At 40.4% G+C, this 15,652-nt stretch carries 12 protein-coding genes; 1 reads left to right on the forward strand and 11 read right to left on the reverse strand.

The features are described 5' to 3' along the window. Positions 1-167: 167 nt before the first annotated feature. The 3 genes from H8S17_RS08920 to H8S17_RS08930 form a co-directional block, all read right to left on the reverse strand. A complete protein-coding gene (locus tag H8S17_RS08920; RefSeq protein ID WP_178052319.1) occupies positions 168-1,184 on the reverse strand; it encodes a helix-turn-helix transcriptional regulator in 1,017 nt (338 codons plus the stop codon). 295 nt (positions 1,185-1,479) lie between these two features. Further along, entirely contained in the window at positions 1,480-3,516 is a 2,037-nt protein-coding gene (recQ, locus tag H8S17_RS08925) for a DNA helicase RecQ (protein WP_243238028.1), read from the reverse strand. Between the two features lie 123 nt (positions 3,517-3,639). After that, entirely contained in the window at positions 3,640-4,107 is a 468-nt protein-coding gene (locus H8S17_RS08930) for an SIMPL domain-containing protein (RefSeq protein ID WP_186867050.1), read from the reverse strand. A 207-nt stretch (positions 4,108-4,314) separates the two neighbouring features. Here H8S17_RS08930 and H8S17_RS08935 point away from each other — a divergent pair, with 207 nt between their 5' ends. Beyond that, entirely contained in the window at positions 4,315-4,527 is a 213-nt protein-coding gene (locus H8S17_RS08935) for a hypothetical protein (RefSeq protein ID WP_186867051.1), read from the forward strand. A gap of 175 nt (positions 4,528-4,702) precedes the next feature. Here H8S17_RS08935 and H8S17_RS08940 read toward each other — a convergent pair whose 3' ends face one another. The 8 genes from H8S17_RS08940 to H8S17_RS08975 form a co-directional block, all read right to left on the reverse strand. Continuing rightward, positions 4,703-4,798 carry a cysteine-rich KTR domain-containing protein gene (locus H8S17_RS08940; protein WP_178052315.1) on the reverse strand — a complete coding sequence of 32 codons (96 nt, stop codon included), beginning with the start codon at positions 4,796-4,798 and terminating at the stop codon, positions 4,703-4,705. 723 nt (positions 4,799-5,521) lie between these two features. Next, on the reverse strand, positions 5,522-6,781 hold the full coding sequence (locus tag H8S17_RS08945; RefSeq protein WP_186867052.1) for an AI-2E family transporter: 1,260 nt from the start codon (positions 6,779-6,781) through the stop codon (positions 5,522-5,524). Between the two features lie 12 nt (positions 6,782-6,793). Continuing rightward, positions 6,794-9,079 carry a hydratase gene (locus H8S17_RS08950; RefSeq protein WP_178052313.1) on the reverse strand — a complete coding sequence of 762 codons (2,286 nt, stop codon included), beginning with the start codon at positions 9,077-9,079 and terminating at the stop codon, positions 6,794-6,796. A gap of 115 nt (positions 9,080-9,194) precedes the next feature. After that, positions 9,195-11,168, reverse strand: coding sequence for a sensor histidine kinase (locus H8S17_RS08955; RefSeq protein ID WP_186867053.1), 1,974 nt, complete (start codon positions 11,166-11,168; stop codon positions 9,195-9,197). 13 nt (positions 11,169-11,181) lie between these two features. Continuing rightward, a complete protein-coding gene (locus tag H8S17_RS08960) occupies positions 11,182-11,874 on the reverse strand; it encodes a response regulator transcription factor (protein WP_186867054.1) in 693 nt (230 codons plus the stop codon). 100 nt (positions 11,875-11,974) lie between these two features. Next, positions 11,975-12,976 (reverse strand): hypothetical protein, encoded by a 1,002-nt coding sequence (locus H8S17_RS08965; RefSeq protein ID WP_186867055.1) that lies wholly within the window; start codon positions 12,974-12,976, stop codon positions 11,975-11,977. A 25-nt stretch (positions 12,977-13,001) separates the two neighbouring features. Then, positions 13,002-14,231, reverse strand: a complete 1,230-nt coding sequence (gene hydF / locus H8S17_RS08970; RefSeq protein WP_186867056.1) for a [FeFe] hydrogenase H-cluster maturation GTPase HydF — start codon at positions 14,229-14,231, stop codon at positions 13,002-13,004. A 50-nt stretch (positions 14,232-14,281) separates the two neighbouring features. After that, positions 14,282-15,640, reverse strand: coding sequence for an MATE family efflux transporter (locus H8S17_RS08975; RefSeq protein ID WP_186867057.1), 1,359 nt, complete (start codon positions 15,638-15,640; stop codon positions 14,282-14,284). Positions 15,641-15,652 lie beyond the last annotated feature (12 nt).

Here is a 15,652-nt window from a genome sequence, read left to right on the forward strand (position 1 = left end):
AAATTTTTTGTTTCGATGCTTCCGAAAGCACACTTTCATCTGCTCTTAGAATTCTCCATTTATAAGATTCTAAGAGTATTTTCTGATAACACTTTTATCTTAGCAAACCAATCATGCTTCTGTCTACTTAGACTAAAGTTAAGGTTTTTATATGACAATAACCAAACCTACTGTCTGGATAGCTCCTTTTCACTGCACCCATACTGCTTTATCATACGCTTTGCTTCTGCCTTCATCTGTTCTACAACTTCTTCTGATCCTATGATCTGAATACCCTCGCCTAAGGAAAATACCCAGCCTAAGAACTGCCGGCTGACATATACATTCACATTTACCGTAAAATGTTCTTCATCTGCCGGTATCATCATCACATCTTTGCCAAAGCGGTCTATGATCACACCGGATAAATGATTACTGACTAATAGTTTGACCGTCTGCTCTTTTCCCCCGAACATGCCAAAACTCTTTTTTGCATAAGCTGCCAGATCCAGCTTCTGAAAATGCTCCTTTCCTTCCCTGACTTCCTCTGATGTTTTGATATGCAGCATCTTATCTACCCGGTAATGCTTGATCTTATCGGCTTTATCATCATAACCCACCAGATAATAATTTTCATTCTCCCACAAAAGTCCCCATGGACTGATGTGATACCAGCCGCCATCATGCCGCAGTTCCATTTCTTTTTTCACATTCCACTGAAAATACTGGAATCTGATCTTTTTATTTTCTGAGATTGCATTATGGATCGCATCTATCGTATAGTAGATACTCTCATTCATCGTCTTGATCCTGCCCGACACAAATACCTGTCTTTGCAGTTTCTGTGCATCATATTTACTGACTAATTTTTCTAATTTTCTGATCAGGGCATTCGTTTTCTTTTCTGTGATAAATTTCGATGACTGAATGGCATCTACTAATAATTTCAATTCCGGCAGTTCAAATGGACGGTCTACCACATGATAATGATAGCGGTTTCCAACCGGTTCCCCTTCGACTTCAATACCAAGTACCTCTAAATCCCGCAGATCGGCATAGACGCTCTTGCGGTCTGCTGTGATATCATACTCTGCTAATGCTGCCATGATCTGCGGCATCGTAATAAAATGATCCTCATCTGTCTGTTCCTGCATGATCTGTGCAAGACGGTATAATTTAAACTTCTGTTTCGATCCTTTTGGCACGCTCCCGCTCTCCCTTCATCTATGATAGGAACAGTATAACATGGTTAAGCAGAATACCGTAAACCTTTTTACACTTAATCGTTCATGTACTCAAAATAATCGGCTTCACTGGCAAACAAGATATATCTGCCTTCTACAAATCCCATATAACCATCACTTGTATTAAATCCCTTCATTGTCAGTTCCTCCATTTTTCTGAAATAAGATCTTTAAGTTCCCTTTGATGGTCATACTTTACCAAAACAGGTGGGGTATAAAAACCCCACCTGTTTTCTGGTATTCATAAACGATGATTCTATTTTTGTTTCAGTTCGGGACAGGTTTCCACAAACGCTTCTATTTCAGCAAGAAATCTTTCCCCGTATTTCATATATTTATGCTCCCCCACTCCCGAAACAGCTAACATTTCCTGTCTGGAAGAAGGTACCCTTACAGCCATATCGATCAGTGTCTTATCATTGAATACGATATACGGCGGCATATTCTCCTTACGTGCAATCTCAAGCCGGAGTGCCCGAAGCTTATCAAACAGCCTGTATCCGGCAGATGTAAGCGATTCCGTACCTTTTGATTTCTTTTTAGCTTTCTCTGGTTTTGCCGGTAATTTATCTTCATCTGTGATCTTAACAAGCACCTTTGTTTCAGGATCTTTTAATGGGCTGATATCTCCCATCTTTATGACCTGATAATTACCGACTACAAGATATTTTTCTAAGATCATCTGCTCAATGAGCCGTCTTAAAAGCTTTTTATTTGCATCTGACAACACGCCATAGGATTTGTAATGAATGGCTCCGACTTCTTCTAATCTTGCTGTCTTTGCCCCTAAAACAGTGTCCATGATAATGATTTTTCCATATCTGCCTCTCGCTTCATAGACACAGTTGATGATCTTCTTAGCGGCATCTGTCATGTCAAGCGTTTCAAATTCACGCAGACAATTTCCACAGTCCTCACATGGTTTCTTTGGATTTTCCCCAAAGTATTTTAAAATATAGTTTCGCAGACATTCCGTCGTATAACAATATCCTTCCATACTCTGCAATCTCTGCATATCCCGTTCCCTGACCGTCTGCCTGTCTGCAAAATCTAACTCCGGCATTTCTTTATGCTCTAACAGTCCACGATTGATCACAATATCCTGCGGGGAAAATAACAGGATACATTTAGAATCCAGTCCATCACGGCCGGCTCGCCCTGCTTCCTGATAATAATTTTCCATGCTCTGCGGCATATTATAATGAATGACAAACCGGACATTCGACTTATCAATTCCCATTCCAAAAGCGTTTGTTGCAACCACAATGCTTGTATAATCAAATACAAAATCATCCTGCATCTTTTTTCTTTCCGTTGTACTCATTCCGGCATGATATTTTCCAACTGAAATGCCTTTACTGCTTAAGAGATCATAAACGCTTTCCACATTTTTTCTTGTAGAGCAGTAAATGATTCCACTTTCTCCGCTGTGTTCTGAAATATAATCTAAAATATACTGCTCTTTATTCTTCGGTTTATCCACCTGAAAAAACAGATTTTCCCTGTCAAATCCTGTCACTAGAAAATAAGGGTTCTGCAAGCCTAGTGTACAAATGATGTCTTCTCTGACCGTTTCGGTTGCAGTTGCTGTAAATGCACTGATCACCGGCCGTTCTTTGAGCATTTTTACAAACTCGACGATCTTCATGTAACTTGGTCTGAAATCCTGTCCCCATTGTGAGATACAATGTGCTTCATCTACTGTCACCATCGAGATCTTAACGTTTTCTGCAAGGTCAAGAAATCCTTCTGTTACCAGCCGTTCAGGTGCAACATAGATAATTTTATAAACACCCTGCCTTGCTTTTCTCACTGTTTCAAAATATGCATGTTCGGAAAGTGAACTATTGATAAATGCTGCCGAAACACCTGCCTCATTTAATGACTTCACCTGATCCTGCATCAGTGAGATCAGCGGTGAAATCACGATCGTAATTCCGGATAACAGCATTGCCGGCACCTGATAGCAGACGGATTTTCCGGCACCGGTTGGCATAACCGCAAACGCATCTCTCCCGGCTAATATGCTGTCGATCACTTCTTTTTGTCCTGCCCTGAATGAATCGTATCCGAATAATGCTTTTAACACTTCTTCCGGGGAATCGTATTGTTTGTCCTGCGCAGAGGGACTTTCAAAAAATTCTATATTGTCGTATACCGGCAGTTCTTCCTGTTCTTCGTAGGTTTCAGCCATTTCAAATAAACCTGCCCACGATGCGTCATCGGGGTAGGGGGTATGTATGTTAGAGTTGTTGCTCATGGTTTTTCCTTCTTTCCAATGGCATCTGCCCATAAAGCGGCTTCCATTGTTGTATCTTTTATATGTATACTTTTCAATCGCATAACAAAGATATTATATTCTATTCTTAAAATAACAGCAACTAACATATCACCACTTTAGAATAGATTCCTCTACCTAGACCAGATTCCATTTTACCTCAATAGACTCCGATAATTCTTTTTCCTTTGCCTGTAATTTATTTGAATGTGAAAACTGTGGTACGCCCATATAATCACAAATCGACCTTTCACATGCGATTCCTTCTGTTCTCCCATTCAATTTACTATATGCTTCCACAGATTTCACACCAATAACAGTCATATTTAATGCCTCAGCCAGATCTTCTGCTTTCTTTTTACTATCAAGTAGTGCCTCTTTTAATAATTCTTCTCTAATCTGATCCTCATTAGAAAGTTCATACTCTATCTGAAACCTCGTCGAATACTCAAGCTCATCAATGATCTGACTGACCAGAAGCAGAATCTCCGATACTGCTGCTAACAATAATCCCATTTTTGCAAACATTCTTCCAATCTTATCATTATCCCGCTTGGCTTTATCTGCACTTTTTCCAAACACTTCCATAAATCCAATGTTTGCCATCTTCTTAGATTACTATTCACAGTCTATGCGTCTTTACAACCTTTCTTTTTTCTTCTTTAATTCAATTTTCTGTCATCACATTACTACTTTTTCATCTTATAAAACCCCAGGTTTTCCTTGATTTCACACTGTTTTTTTGCATGTTTTGTTTGTATCAATTATCGTTATGTGTCACAATATACCTAACGACAGATAGGGTGTGTTTTGATGGCTATTATCAGACAATCAGACAAACGAAGTGGTATTACTTACGTTTATGACAGCAGATCTTATCGAGATCCTGAAGCAAAAAAGGTTCGTTCTAAGCGTACTCTTATCGGTAAGCTTGATCCTGAAACCGGTGAAATTGTACCAACCAAAAAGTGCAGTCCTAATTATGTTTCTGAACCAAATTTGAAAAAATTTAGATGTACCTTATAAACAACGGCATTGCTGGATAGCGGCATTCAGCCATCCTTTTATCCTTCATTTCTTTCCTTTAACGATAAAAATAACACTTCGTAAATTTCCAGTACCATATACAATAGAATGCATGCTTCGCTAACATTCTATTGTCATGAATAAAACGCAGAACCAATCCACTTTTCTTTTGGGATCAGCTCTGCGTCTTAGCGTCTGGCTCATTTACGATTTGAGTTTTAAATTGTTTTACATTTACAAGATGCTCTCTCTTGTATTTCGGACAAAACAAATACCGGGTACATTAGTAAAAGTTTGGTATCAAAGTGATAATACATCAAAAAGTAAACTTTCAACGTATTCAATCTATTCAAGAAATTATGCAGTTTCAATGGAAGCTCGAGCTACAGGTATTAAAGGATACGTTTTTTTAACTCTTTGGAAAATGGAGAAACGGAAATTACATATTTACTTTCTAACCAAACAGAAACCTTATTAATCTGCACACATAAACGCTCATCATCATCCAAGTCATCATAACGTAATGTTGCATTCTCTCCAGATCTTAATATTTGGCAATGACAAACTCTTATCTTTTACTGTCCAATTATATTCGTATGAACACCCATAATCATCCTGGCACAATATATTTATGACTGCTCCAACTTTCTGTTTAGGAAATTCAATCACAATATTTCCCTCAGAATCTATCACACCTTCATACTGTTGAAATCCCACAGAAACTGTAACATGTGTAATATTATTACGGATGTATCCCGGATATGCAGTTCCCGTTAATTGTAAGCTATGCTGATATACATATTCAGTTGTTGTTTCTGTTGTATTTCCATCCTTATCTTTAACGTATACAGAATATGTTCCTGGTTTTAAATATTGCTAATCAGGAAAATACTCACCAGAATGATCCAAAGCGTTCTTTTTATTTTCACTACCTTTCCCCTCTTCTAAAGATAATTTTCCTTCCTAAAAACTTGTGTACCTGCCTTATCAAACTTTACTCTTTTTGTTCATAACGGAGCTTACCAGTCGAAGGATCTACGTCCTGCATACGGATATAATCGACCGTATTTTCCGGCAGTTTCCGTTTCCGTAATATCCATGCGGTCACTTCCCGGATCAGATAATAAATAACTGCAAATGTCGGTACTCCAAGTAACATTCCCATGAATCCAAACAGTCCACCGCCGACTAAGATTGCAAATACAACCCAGAAAGACGACAATCCTGTGGAATTTCCTAAAATCTTTGGTCCGATGATATTACCGTCGATCTGCTGTAATACCAGAATGAATATCAAAAAGTACAGACCTTTGATCGGATCTGCAAGAGCGATCAGTATGACACTTGGTACTGCTCCTACATATGGTCCGAAAAACGGTATGACATTTGTCACACCAACAATCACTGCAACTAGCAGGCTGTACGGCATACGCATGATGACAAGCCCGATATAACAGATCACACCGATGATCGCAGAATCTAAGATCTTACCATTGATAAATCCACCAAACATCTCGTTGCTGATACGCACCATTTTCACGATATGGTTGCCAAACTTTGCCGGAAATATCGTATAGACTAACTTCTTTCCCTGTCCGATAAAGCTTTCCTTGCTCATCAGCACATAAACGGCAATAATCAGTCCAATGATAAAATTAAACAGCACCTTTACCGCACTGATCACACCACTTGTAATCGATGCAATGTAAGTATTTACCTGCGGCAGGAGATGATCCTGAAGGAAATTCTCTAAAACGTTCGTTACTTTCACCAGACTAGAACCCAACATATCTGCCAGCTGGCTGTCCTCTGCAAGTGTTTCATTGATCCACGCAGAAAAGGAATTGACTTCTGCCGGAAGGCTTACCATCATATTCTGAACACTCTTAATGAGTTCCGGGATCATCATATCTAACAATAAGAAAATGATCAGAAGCAGAAACAGTAACGCACCTGCCGTTCCGATGGAACGTGCTACTTTTTTGGCTTTCTTTTTGCTTTTCATTCTTGGTTCAAAAAAAAGCATCAAATGTTTTTCTATAAATACCATGACCGGATTGATCAGATATGCAACGATAAATCCTATGATGATCGGCTGCAATATCTTCATCAGTTTCTGCCAGTACACTGCAAATCCGTGATATCTGTAGATCACAAAGAAAAACAGTGTACAGCAGCAAAAGGTCACGAAGGTAACTAATGCGATCCGGATATACTTCTTTAAACTCTCTTTATCCTGTTGTCCTGCCCCCATAACAGTTACCTCCTAGCGTCTGTTGTAATTGATCAGACAGCCTTTTAAGATAATGCTTCTCTCATCGTCTGTCATTTCACCTAATTTCAATGTAAACGGTTTTAATGCTCCGTCTTTTACAACATAAGCTTCGATCTCAGTTGCTTTATCTTCAATCTCTTTTTTGATTCCCGGTAGGAAAATATAATCTCCATTTGCAAATGGAAGTTCTCCCTCCTCGATCAAAAGCGGGAGCATTCCCCAGTTGATCAGGTTCGAACGGTAACGTTTGGTTGCATATTCATTTGCGATATTTGCCCAGCCGCCTAATACTTTCTGACAGGATGCTGCCTGTTCGCGGGCAGAACCATCCCCTGGTTTTACTGCAAAGATCGTACTTCCGATACCTAAGTTTTCTTTCTCTACATCTGCAAACTTCTGATGTACGGCTTTCATTACGTCTTTCACTTCCGGTACAGCTTCACCCGGACACTTGCCTTCCTCGATCGCTTTCTGTGCCATCTGGATATGTTTTGCTTTTCCGACATAAGACGGATCTTTTCTGGATAAAGCAAATTCTGCCAGTCCTAATGGGTTAGAACGATAGGAAGATGTTTCTCCTGATGGGATCAGCTCGTCTGTTGTTGTTACCGGATCGTGAATCTCTGCAACGACCTGTAATAACATATTCTCCGGAAGTGCACTCATTGCCGGCCAGTCTTTGATATTTGGACCAAACTGGATCTCAACAGATGGATCAGCCACACCCTTGCTGTCGAATACACGGTTTTCATAGATCTTGCTGTCGAAGAAATACTTCGGTTTTGTAAATTCTACATCGATATCTGTTGCTGCGGTCAGATATCCTTTATTTGCTGCTGTTGCTGCAATAGAACGTGCGTCCATAAGTGCTACGGATGCTACCTGGCCATTCTGAACCTTAGATCCCTCACGGTTCGGGAAGTTTCTGGTTGAATGACGGATAGAAAATGCATTATTTGCAGGTGTATCTCCTGCGCCAAAACATGGACCACAGAATGCTGTCTTAAGGATCGCACCTGTTTCCATTAAAGCTGCTGCTGCACCATTCTTTACTAATTCCATATAGATCGGCATACTTGCCGGATATACACTCAATGTAAACTCATCCGGTCCGATAGATGCACCTTTTAAGATGTCTGCTGCATCACAGATATTTTCAAACCCACCACCGGCACAGCCTGCGATGATACCCTGATCTACATATAATTTTCCATTTTTTACTTTGCTCTTTAAGTCTAAGTCTACGGCTCCGTCGAAGCTTACCTGTGCACGTTTCTCACAGTCATCTAAAATGTCCATCAGATTGGCATTCAGTTCTTCGATCGTATAGGTATTGCTCGGATGGAATGGCATTGCGATCATTGGACGGATCGTACTTAAGTCAATCTCGATCATTCCATCATAATATGCTGCCTGTCCCGGATTTAATTCTTTATAATCACCTTTTCTTCCATGGATCTCATAGAATTCTTCTACTTTATCGTCGGTTCTCCAGATAGAAGACAGACAGGTGGTTTCTGTTGTCATAACATCGATTCCGATACGGGTATCTACGCTTAGATTTGATACACCCGGTCCGACAAATTCCATGACTTTATTCTTCACATAACCGTTAGCAAATACTTCACCGATGATTGCAAGTGCGATATCCTGTGGACCTACGCCTTTGATCGGTGTTCCTGTCAGATATACACCAACAACACCCGGCATATTGATATCATATGTCTGGCTTAATAACTGTTTTACAAGTTCCGGTCCACCTTCACCCATTGCCATGGTTCCGAGTGCTCCGTAACGTGTATGGGAATCTGATCCTAAGATCATTCTTCCGCCGCCTGCTAACATTTCTCTTGCAAACTGGTGGATAACTGCCTGATGAGGTGGTACATAGACTCCGCCGTATTTTTTTGCACAGGTCAGTCCAAACATATGGTCATCTTCATTGATCGTTCCACCTACTGCACAAAGACTGTTATGACAGTTTGTCAGTACATATGGGATTGGGAATTTCTCTAATCCTGATGCTCTTGCGGTCTGGATAATACCTACAAATGTAATATCATGGGAAGTTAATTTGTCAAATTTGATCTGTAACTTCTCCATATTACCAGATGTATTATGCGCTTCTAAAATTCCATAAGCGATCGTATTTTTTGCTGCTTCTTCTTTTGTAATGCTTTTTCCTGTTTTGCTTAAGATCTCCTCTGCTGCGGAAGGTGCATCTTCGATCAGCTCACTTCCGTTTACAAGGTAAACTCCGTTTTCGTAAAGTTTCATCTGCATTTCTCCTCTGCTCATCTTGTCCATAGTTATAAAAAATTATAAATGTACGCTTCATAAAAATCAAGAGTTTCCTTATATTTATAGTCATAGTAACGCATATCAGTACTAACTATTTGCACAACGGAAATGTGATACTCGCAGTAAATAAGTCCCCATCTAATGTGATTTCAAATGTACCGCCCATTAGACTTGTTAAGTTTCTGGCTATGGAAAGTCCAAGACCATTTCCTTCTGTGCCTCTTGACTCGTCGCCTCTGACAAACCGTTCACTTAGATCCTGTGCGCTCTTATGGATTTCCTGTGCTGAAATATCTTTGATTGAAAATTTTGCGGTATCTTCATTGACTTTTAATTCAACATATACCCTGGTATCTTTCATTGCATACTTTGCAACATTACTGTAAAGATTCTGTACAACTCTCCAGATCCGGTTTCCATCTGCAATGATCATTACCGGCTCTTTTGGCAGTCTGGTAACGATCGTAAGTCCTATATTTTCAAAGATCTCATTAAATTCACCGCCTGTCTGATAGATCAGTTCTACCATATTGATCGGCTGCATATCTAATGTGATGTTTCCACTTGTGATCTTCGATACCTCAACTAAATCCTCCATTAACTGCTTTAGGCGCAGAGATTTTTTTTCTAAAATGTCCACATAATTTTCGAGTTTCTCATTCTGTATCTTTTCAAGTTTGATCAGGTTGATATAGTTGATGATCGATGTCAGCGGTGTCTTGATATCATGGGATACGTTTGTGATCAATTCAGTCTTTAGTCGTTCATTTTTTACATTTTCTTCAACTGCATTGTAAAGACCTTCCCCGATTGTATTGATCTTTTCTGCTAACTCCCTGTAATCTCCGGTAAATTCCGCATCGTGAAACTTATAATCTAAGTTTCCGCTGCTGATCTGTATGATCCCGTTCAATATTTTTTTCCGCTGGACTGCCTGCTGTAAAAAATGGGCCGCAAGATATATATACACACAGAACAATCCGGCGATCGCCCACATATGCTGGTTTGCAAATGCCTGCCATGCAAAAAGCAGTCCTAATACAGCAATTCCCACAAAGGATATCACCGCACGGTTTAAGATCCGCTGTGTCCGCATACCTTCTTTTAAAATATGGAAAACATGTGCCGTAATGCTGCAGCTGATAAAAATATCTGCTTTGATCTTCCTCACAAAACTCAAGTACAGTGTCAACAGTACCGTATCCGTCAAAAATACAAGTGTTCCGGTTAAGATCAGGGAACTTGATACGTTCCAGCTTTGTCTGCCAAGTCTTGCGCAAAAAGCGATCAGTGCCCCCACAAATGCAATAAATGCGAGCAATAATATTTCTGTCGGGAAATAATCGATCCGATGGAGTCTGATCTTATCGTCTTCATTTCCTCTTCCTGTTGCTAATGTAATATAGATCATACAGATCAAAAAACATAACAACGAAAAGATGGCAATGAGCAGTCCTGACTTTACCCATGGGAAATAGGTGTCGTAAACATTTGCTGCATCTGCTATGGCATCTTTTTTCTCTAATGCGGTATCTACTGCAACGACAAGCCCGCCACCGTTACTGCCATTCCGAAACAGCCGCAGCATATCCATTTCTGTGCGTTTGTCTGCCTGTTTGATATTGCCTTGAAATGAGATCGTATCATCATCATAATACAGATAACTCCCAAATTTTTTCGCACGTTTTAATGCTTCGTCCTCTTTTATATGTTCTCCCATATTCGTATATACTTTTTCCCCATGAGAAAACCAGTAATAAAAATTGCTGTCGCCGTCATCAAACTCTAATTTATATTTTTTGTAAAGATCCTTATCTTCTTCCCGTATACGCATACCCATCTGAAGCTGGAGATAAGAGGTCAGTTCCTTCAGCTCTTCCCCCATCTTCTCGACATAGTAGTAAGAATCAAAGAAGGAGTTATTACCGATGTCCCGAAAACTCAGCATACTCCTTCCGAATAAATTTACGATCAAAGAAAAAAATACAATGACAACGATCAGAAACACCATCTGTAAGACCATGGCTGCTGTTTTTATCCCACTGCTGTATTGTCCGTTTTTCATGATTTTTGTTCCTCTATACTTTATCTATTTTGTAACCGACGCCCCATACCACTTTAATATAGCGCGGCTCTTTGGGATTGATCTCGATCTTTTCCCGGATATGTCTGATATGTACTGCGACGGTATTGTCTGCACCGATCGCATCTGCATTCCAGATACTCTCATAAATCTGACTGATGGAAAATACTTTTCCCTGATTTTTCATCAGTAACAGCAGGATGTTGTATTCGATCGGTGTTAATTTGACCGGTTCATCATCTACTGTTACTTCTTTTAGATCATCATTGATCGCAAGTCCGCCTGTCCGGTAAACCGCCTGACTGTTTTCTGCGGCATTGCCAAGCTTCGTATATCGTCGAAGCTGTGATTTAACTCTTGCTACTAATTCTAAGGGGTTAAACGGCTTTGTCAGATAATCGTCCGCCCCGACATTTAAACCTAATATCTTATCAGAATCCTCTGATTTTGCAGAAAGAATGATGATCGGTATACTGCTTTCTTCCCTTATCTTTAATGTCGCACGTATGCCATCTAACCGCGGCATCATCACATCTATGATCAGAAGGTCAACTGCCTGTTTCTTTAAAATGGCAAGTGCCTCCTCTCCGTCATATGCTTTGCAGATCTCATACCCTTCCTGCTGAAGGTATATCTCGATAGCTTCTACGATCTCTTTATCATCATCACAGACTAAGATCCGATTCATAGCCTTTCCCCTTTCTCTTTGTATGCTTCTGTTTGCATAATTGAATTTCAGCTTACCATAAACTTCTTAAAATCTCATCATGGGAGTTATTAAGGTTTTTTTAAGACTTTCTGCCAAAGGAAAACAGTCCTTTCCGCTTTTCTTTCTTTTCTTCTGGTTTATCGCCCTTTCGCCATTCAAAATATTCCATGTCTAGTTCTTCTTTTAACTTTTCTTCCATTTCCGGTGTCAGTTCTTCTAGCGGGCCTTCTGCATTTTCTGCATCGTTTTCTTTCGGTGGAGTTTCATCGACTGTTTCTTCTTTCGATGAATCTTCCTTATCTTCTGGCTTATCCTCTGTATCTTTTTCTTCTTCCTTCTCGTATGGAATACCTGCTTTTTCAAAATATTCTTCGTTTATTTTGATCACCGGCTTTTCATAAGCTGTTCCTTCTGCACCAGTTTCTTTCTCCATATCTTTTGGCAGTCCTTCCGGTGTCAGACCTGCCTTTTCGAAATATTCCTCATTGATCTTGATCTCCGGCGTGATCGGAACGAAGTCTTCGTCTTTATCTTCTGTTCTATGGTATCTGCGTTCCTTCTCATCGTTTGTTTTTTTATTCTTTGCTTTTGCGATCTCCCGATTCCGTTCCTCGATCAGTTTGATATATTTGGCAGTATCTTTCATATCTTCTAACTGCGTCTTTAATTCTAACTGGTTCGTCCGTATCAGCCGTTTTTCTTCTTCCATGGAGCGGTTTAACGTATGCAGGATCTCTTTTGCAGACTTTTCCGATTCGTCAATGATATCCTGGATCCTTCCTAGGGCATCATCGGTATACATAACGGATGCCGCATAGATATCTTCTGCCTGCCGGTTGGCATTCCGTATGATCTCCATGCGGTGCTTTTCTGCTTCTAACTCTGCTCTGTTGCGGCTCTGTTCTGTGATCTCGTACTGTTCCATCATTTCACTGACCGCCTGACTGATGCCGCCTAAGAGCCGCTGCATATCCTTTTTATGGATCAGCACAAAATCGCTGTCATTTTCAAGTGTCGGTCCCCTCGACACCATGATATGCATTTCTCTTAATATTCTCTCTAACTTATCCTGTACGTTCATGTCCCCTCCTGTAGTAAGCCTTATATCATGCAAATACTTCCAAACTCCGGTCTAGGATTCCATGCATATCTGCAATGGCAACTCCATAATTCGTCATTGGCACATCCTGTTCTTTTGCACATTTGAGGCGGTGTTTCATTTCCCGCTCATTTAAGGTGCAGCCTCCACAATGTATGATCAATGCATATTTTGACAGATCCCTTGGAAATTCTGTTCCGCTTGTAAATTCAAACTGTAACTCTTTTCCGGTAAATTTCCGTATCCAGTTTGGAAGTTTTTCGGTTCCGATATCGCCACACTGCCTGTGATGCGTACAGCCCTCAGAGATCAGTACGGTATCCTGATCTTTTAATGTCCGTATCGCCTTTGCACCTTCTACCTGCTGTTTTAAATCCCCTTTATATCTGGAAAATAGTATGGAAAAAGAAGTCAGATAGACATCTTCTGGTGTATCCTTTGCCACACGCTCAAATGCCTGACTGTCAGTAATGACCAATTTCGGTTTCTTTCCTAATGCCAAAAGGGCTTCTTTTAATTCGGTTTCCCTTGTCACAACCGGAATCGCCCCTGCTTCTAAGCAGTCCCTGATCACCTGCTGCTGCGGAAGGATCAGCCGTCCTTTCGGTGCTGCGGAATCAATCGGAACAACTAAAACTGCGATATCTCCGGTTTCTAACAGATCTCCGACGATCTTTAATGTCATTTCTTCGGTGTCTGCTAAGCTGGCGATCTTCTCTTTTAATTCATAAATATGTTCTTTTTTCTCTGCACTGACAAACAGGAGATTTTTCTCTCCGGTAAACAATGCTAAAATCTGTTCTTTTTCTTTTTCTGTTAAATCTTCTGATTTATTTACAGCGATCACATAGGGAATCTTTTTATCCACAAAACATTCGATCAATGGTTTTTCCACCGATGAAAGATTTTCTTCTGCCCCTGCATCAAGACAGCTTTTTGCATCGATCACTAAGACTGCAATATCTGTTTTGTTCAGTACCTGATAACTCTTTTCAATCCGTTTTTTTCCTAGTTCGCCTTCATCATCTAATCCCGGAGTATCTACCATCACAACTGGTCCAAGCGGCAACAGTTCCATGGCTTTTAAAACCGGATCTGTCGTCGTTCCTTTTATGTCTGAAACAATCGCTAAACTCTGTCCTGTGACTGCATTGATCACACTGGATTTTCCGGCATTCCTTCTTCCGAAGATACCGATATGTATGCGTTCTGATGACGGTGTTTCATTCATTCCCATTTGTATGTACTCCTTTCATTTATCCTAATGCCCGATCTCCCTTAAAAATCTTATGCATCTTCGTTAAACATCTTTTTTAACTTCTTAATACAACTAAAATATGCAGGTATTAAAAATGCATCCGCTAATACCCATGCGACCGGACTTGCAAAGCAGGCTGCAACATATCCAAATACCGGCACGAAACCAAAACCAACGATCGTTCTTCCGACCATCTCACAGACACCTGCAAGGATTGCAAATGCACTATACCCCATTCCCTGTATACAGAAACGGAATACATTGACGATCGTAAGCAGGATATAGGCTGCACTGATGATGATCAAAAACATATGTACCTGTGAAATTACTCCCACTTCATCTGCCTCTAAGAATAATAGTGCCATCTGCTTTCCGAATATGGCAAGGATCACAAATGCTGCCACGGAATAGACGACCCCGATGACCGTTGCCGCCTTGATACCCTGATGTATCCTGTCGATCTTTTTTGCTCCGACATTCTGTCCTGCATAAGTTGCCATCGTGCCGCCTAATGCATCATATGGACAACAGAAAAACATACTGATCTTATTACCTGCTGTAATCGCTGCTACTGCTAATGAACCAAGTCCGTTTACTGCTACCTGAAGTAAAACACTTCCGATCGCAGTGATAGAATACTGTAATCCCATCGGTACACCCATACCGCAGAGTGTTTTGACATAACTGCCGTCATATGCCCATTCGTCCTTTTGAATATGTAAGATCTCAAATTTCTTTATCATATAGAACAGGCAGAGCAGACCGGAGGCTCCCTGTGAGATCACAGTTGCCCATGCCGGACCTGCCACTCCCATATGTAAGACACCGATCGATACAATATCTAAAACAATGTTAATGACAGAGGATAGTATCAGAAAATACACCGGTGTCTTACTATCTCCTAATGCACGTATGATACCTGCAAGCAGGTTGTACAGATAAGTGACCGGTATTCCTAAAAATATGACAAAAATGTAATCGTATGCCTCTTGGATGATATCAGACGGTGTCTTCATCACTCTTAAGATATCCATGCAGAAAAGGCAGACAACTACAGTCATCACTGCTGCAAATACCACAGATACCCAGACGCTGTTTGCTACAAATTTCCGCAATGCATGATAATCTTTTGATCCGAATTTCTGTGCTACCGGAATTGCAAACCCGCTGCATACTCCCATACAGAATCCGATGATCATAAAGTTTATCGAACCGGTTGAACCTACAGCCGCTAAGGACGATACACCTAACCATTTTCCTACAATAATGGTATCTACCATACTGTAAAACTGCTGAAATAAATATCCTAACAACATCGGAAATGCAAAACCGATAATGAGTTTTGTCGGATTTCCCTGTGTCATATCTTTGATACTGCTCTTTGCCATGATCTAATCTCC

The sequence above is a fragment of the Roseburia zhanii genome, from assembly GCF_014287635.1.
In the GTDB taxonomy this organism is placed as follows: Bacteria; Bacillota; Clostridia; order Lachnospirales; family Lachnospiraceae; genus Roseburia_B; species Roseburia_B zhanii.

Excerpts from the sequence above, each read along its gene's own strand:
- recQ (WP_243238028.1), bottom strand. The coding sequence starts at position 3,516 with ATGGGCAGATGCCATTGGAAAGAAGGAAAAACCATGAGCAACAACTCT.
- H8S17_RS08930 (WP_186867050.1), bottom strand. The coding sequence starts at position 4,107 with ATGGCAAACATTGGATTTATGGAAGTGTTTGGAAAAAGTGCAGATAAA.
- H8S17_RS08935 (WP_186867051.1), top strand. The coding sequence starts at position 4,315 with ATGGCTATTATCAGACAATCAGACAAACGAAGTGGTATTACTTACGTT.
- H8S17_RS08945 (WP_186867052.1), bottom strand. The coding sequence starts at position 6,781 with ATGGGGGCAGGACAACAGGATAAAGAGAGTTTAAAGAAGTATATCCGG.
- H8S17_RS08950 (WP_178052313.1), bottom strand. The coding sequence starts at position 9,079 with ATGAAACTTTACGAAAACGGAGTTTACCTTGTAAACGGAAGTGAGCTG.
- H8S17_RS08955 (WP_186867053.1), bottom strand. The coding sequence starts at position 11,168 with ATGAAAAACGGACAATACAGCAGTGGGATAAAAACAGCAGCCATGGTC.
- H8S17_RS08960 (WP_186867054.1), bottom strand. The coding sequence starts at position 11,874 with ATGAATCGGATCTTAGTCTGTGATGATGATAAAGAGATCGTAGAAGCT.
- H8S17_RS08965 (WP_186867055.1), bottom strand. The coding sequence starts at position 12,976 with ATGAACGTACAGGATAAGTTAGAGAGAATATTAAGAGAAATGCATATC.
- hydF (WP_186867056.1), bottom strand. The coding sequence starts at position 14,231 with ATGGGAATGAATGAAACACCGTCATCAGAACGCATACATATCGGTATC.
- H8S17_RS08975 (WP_186867057.1), bottom strand. The coding sequence starts at position 15,640 with ATGGCAAAGAGCAGTATCAAAGATATGACACAGGGAAATCCGACAAAA.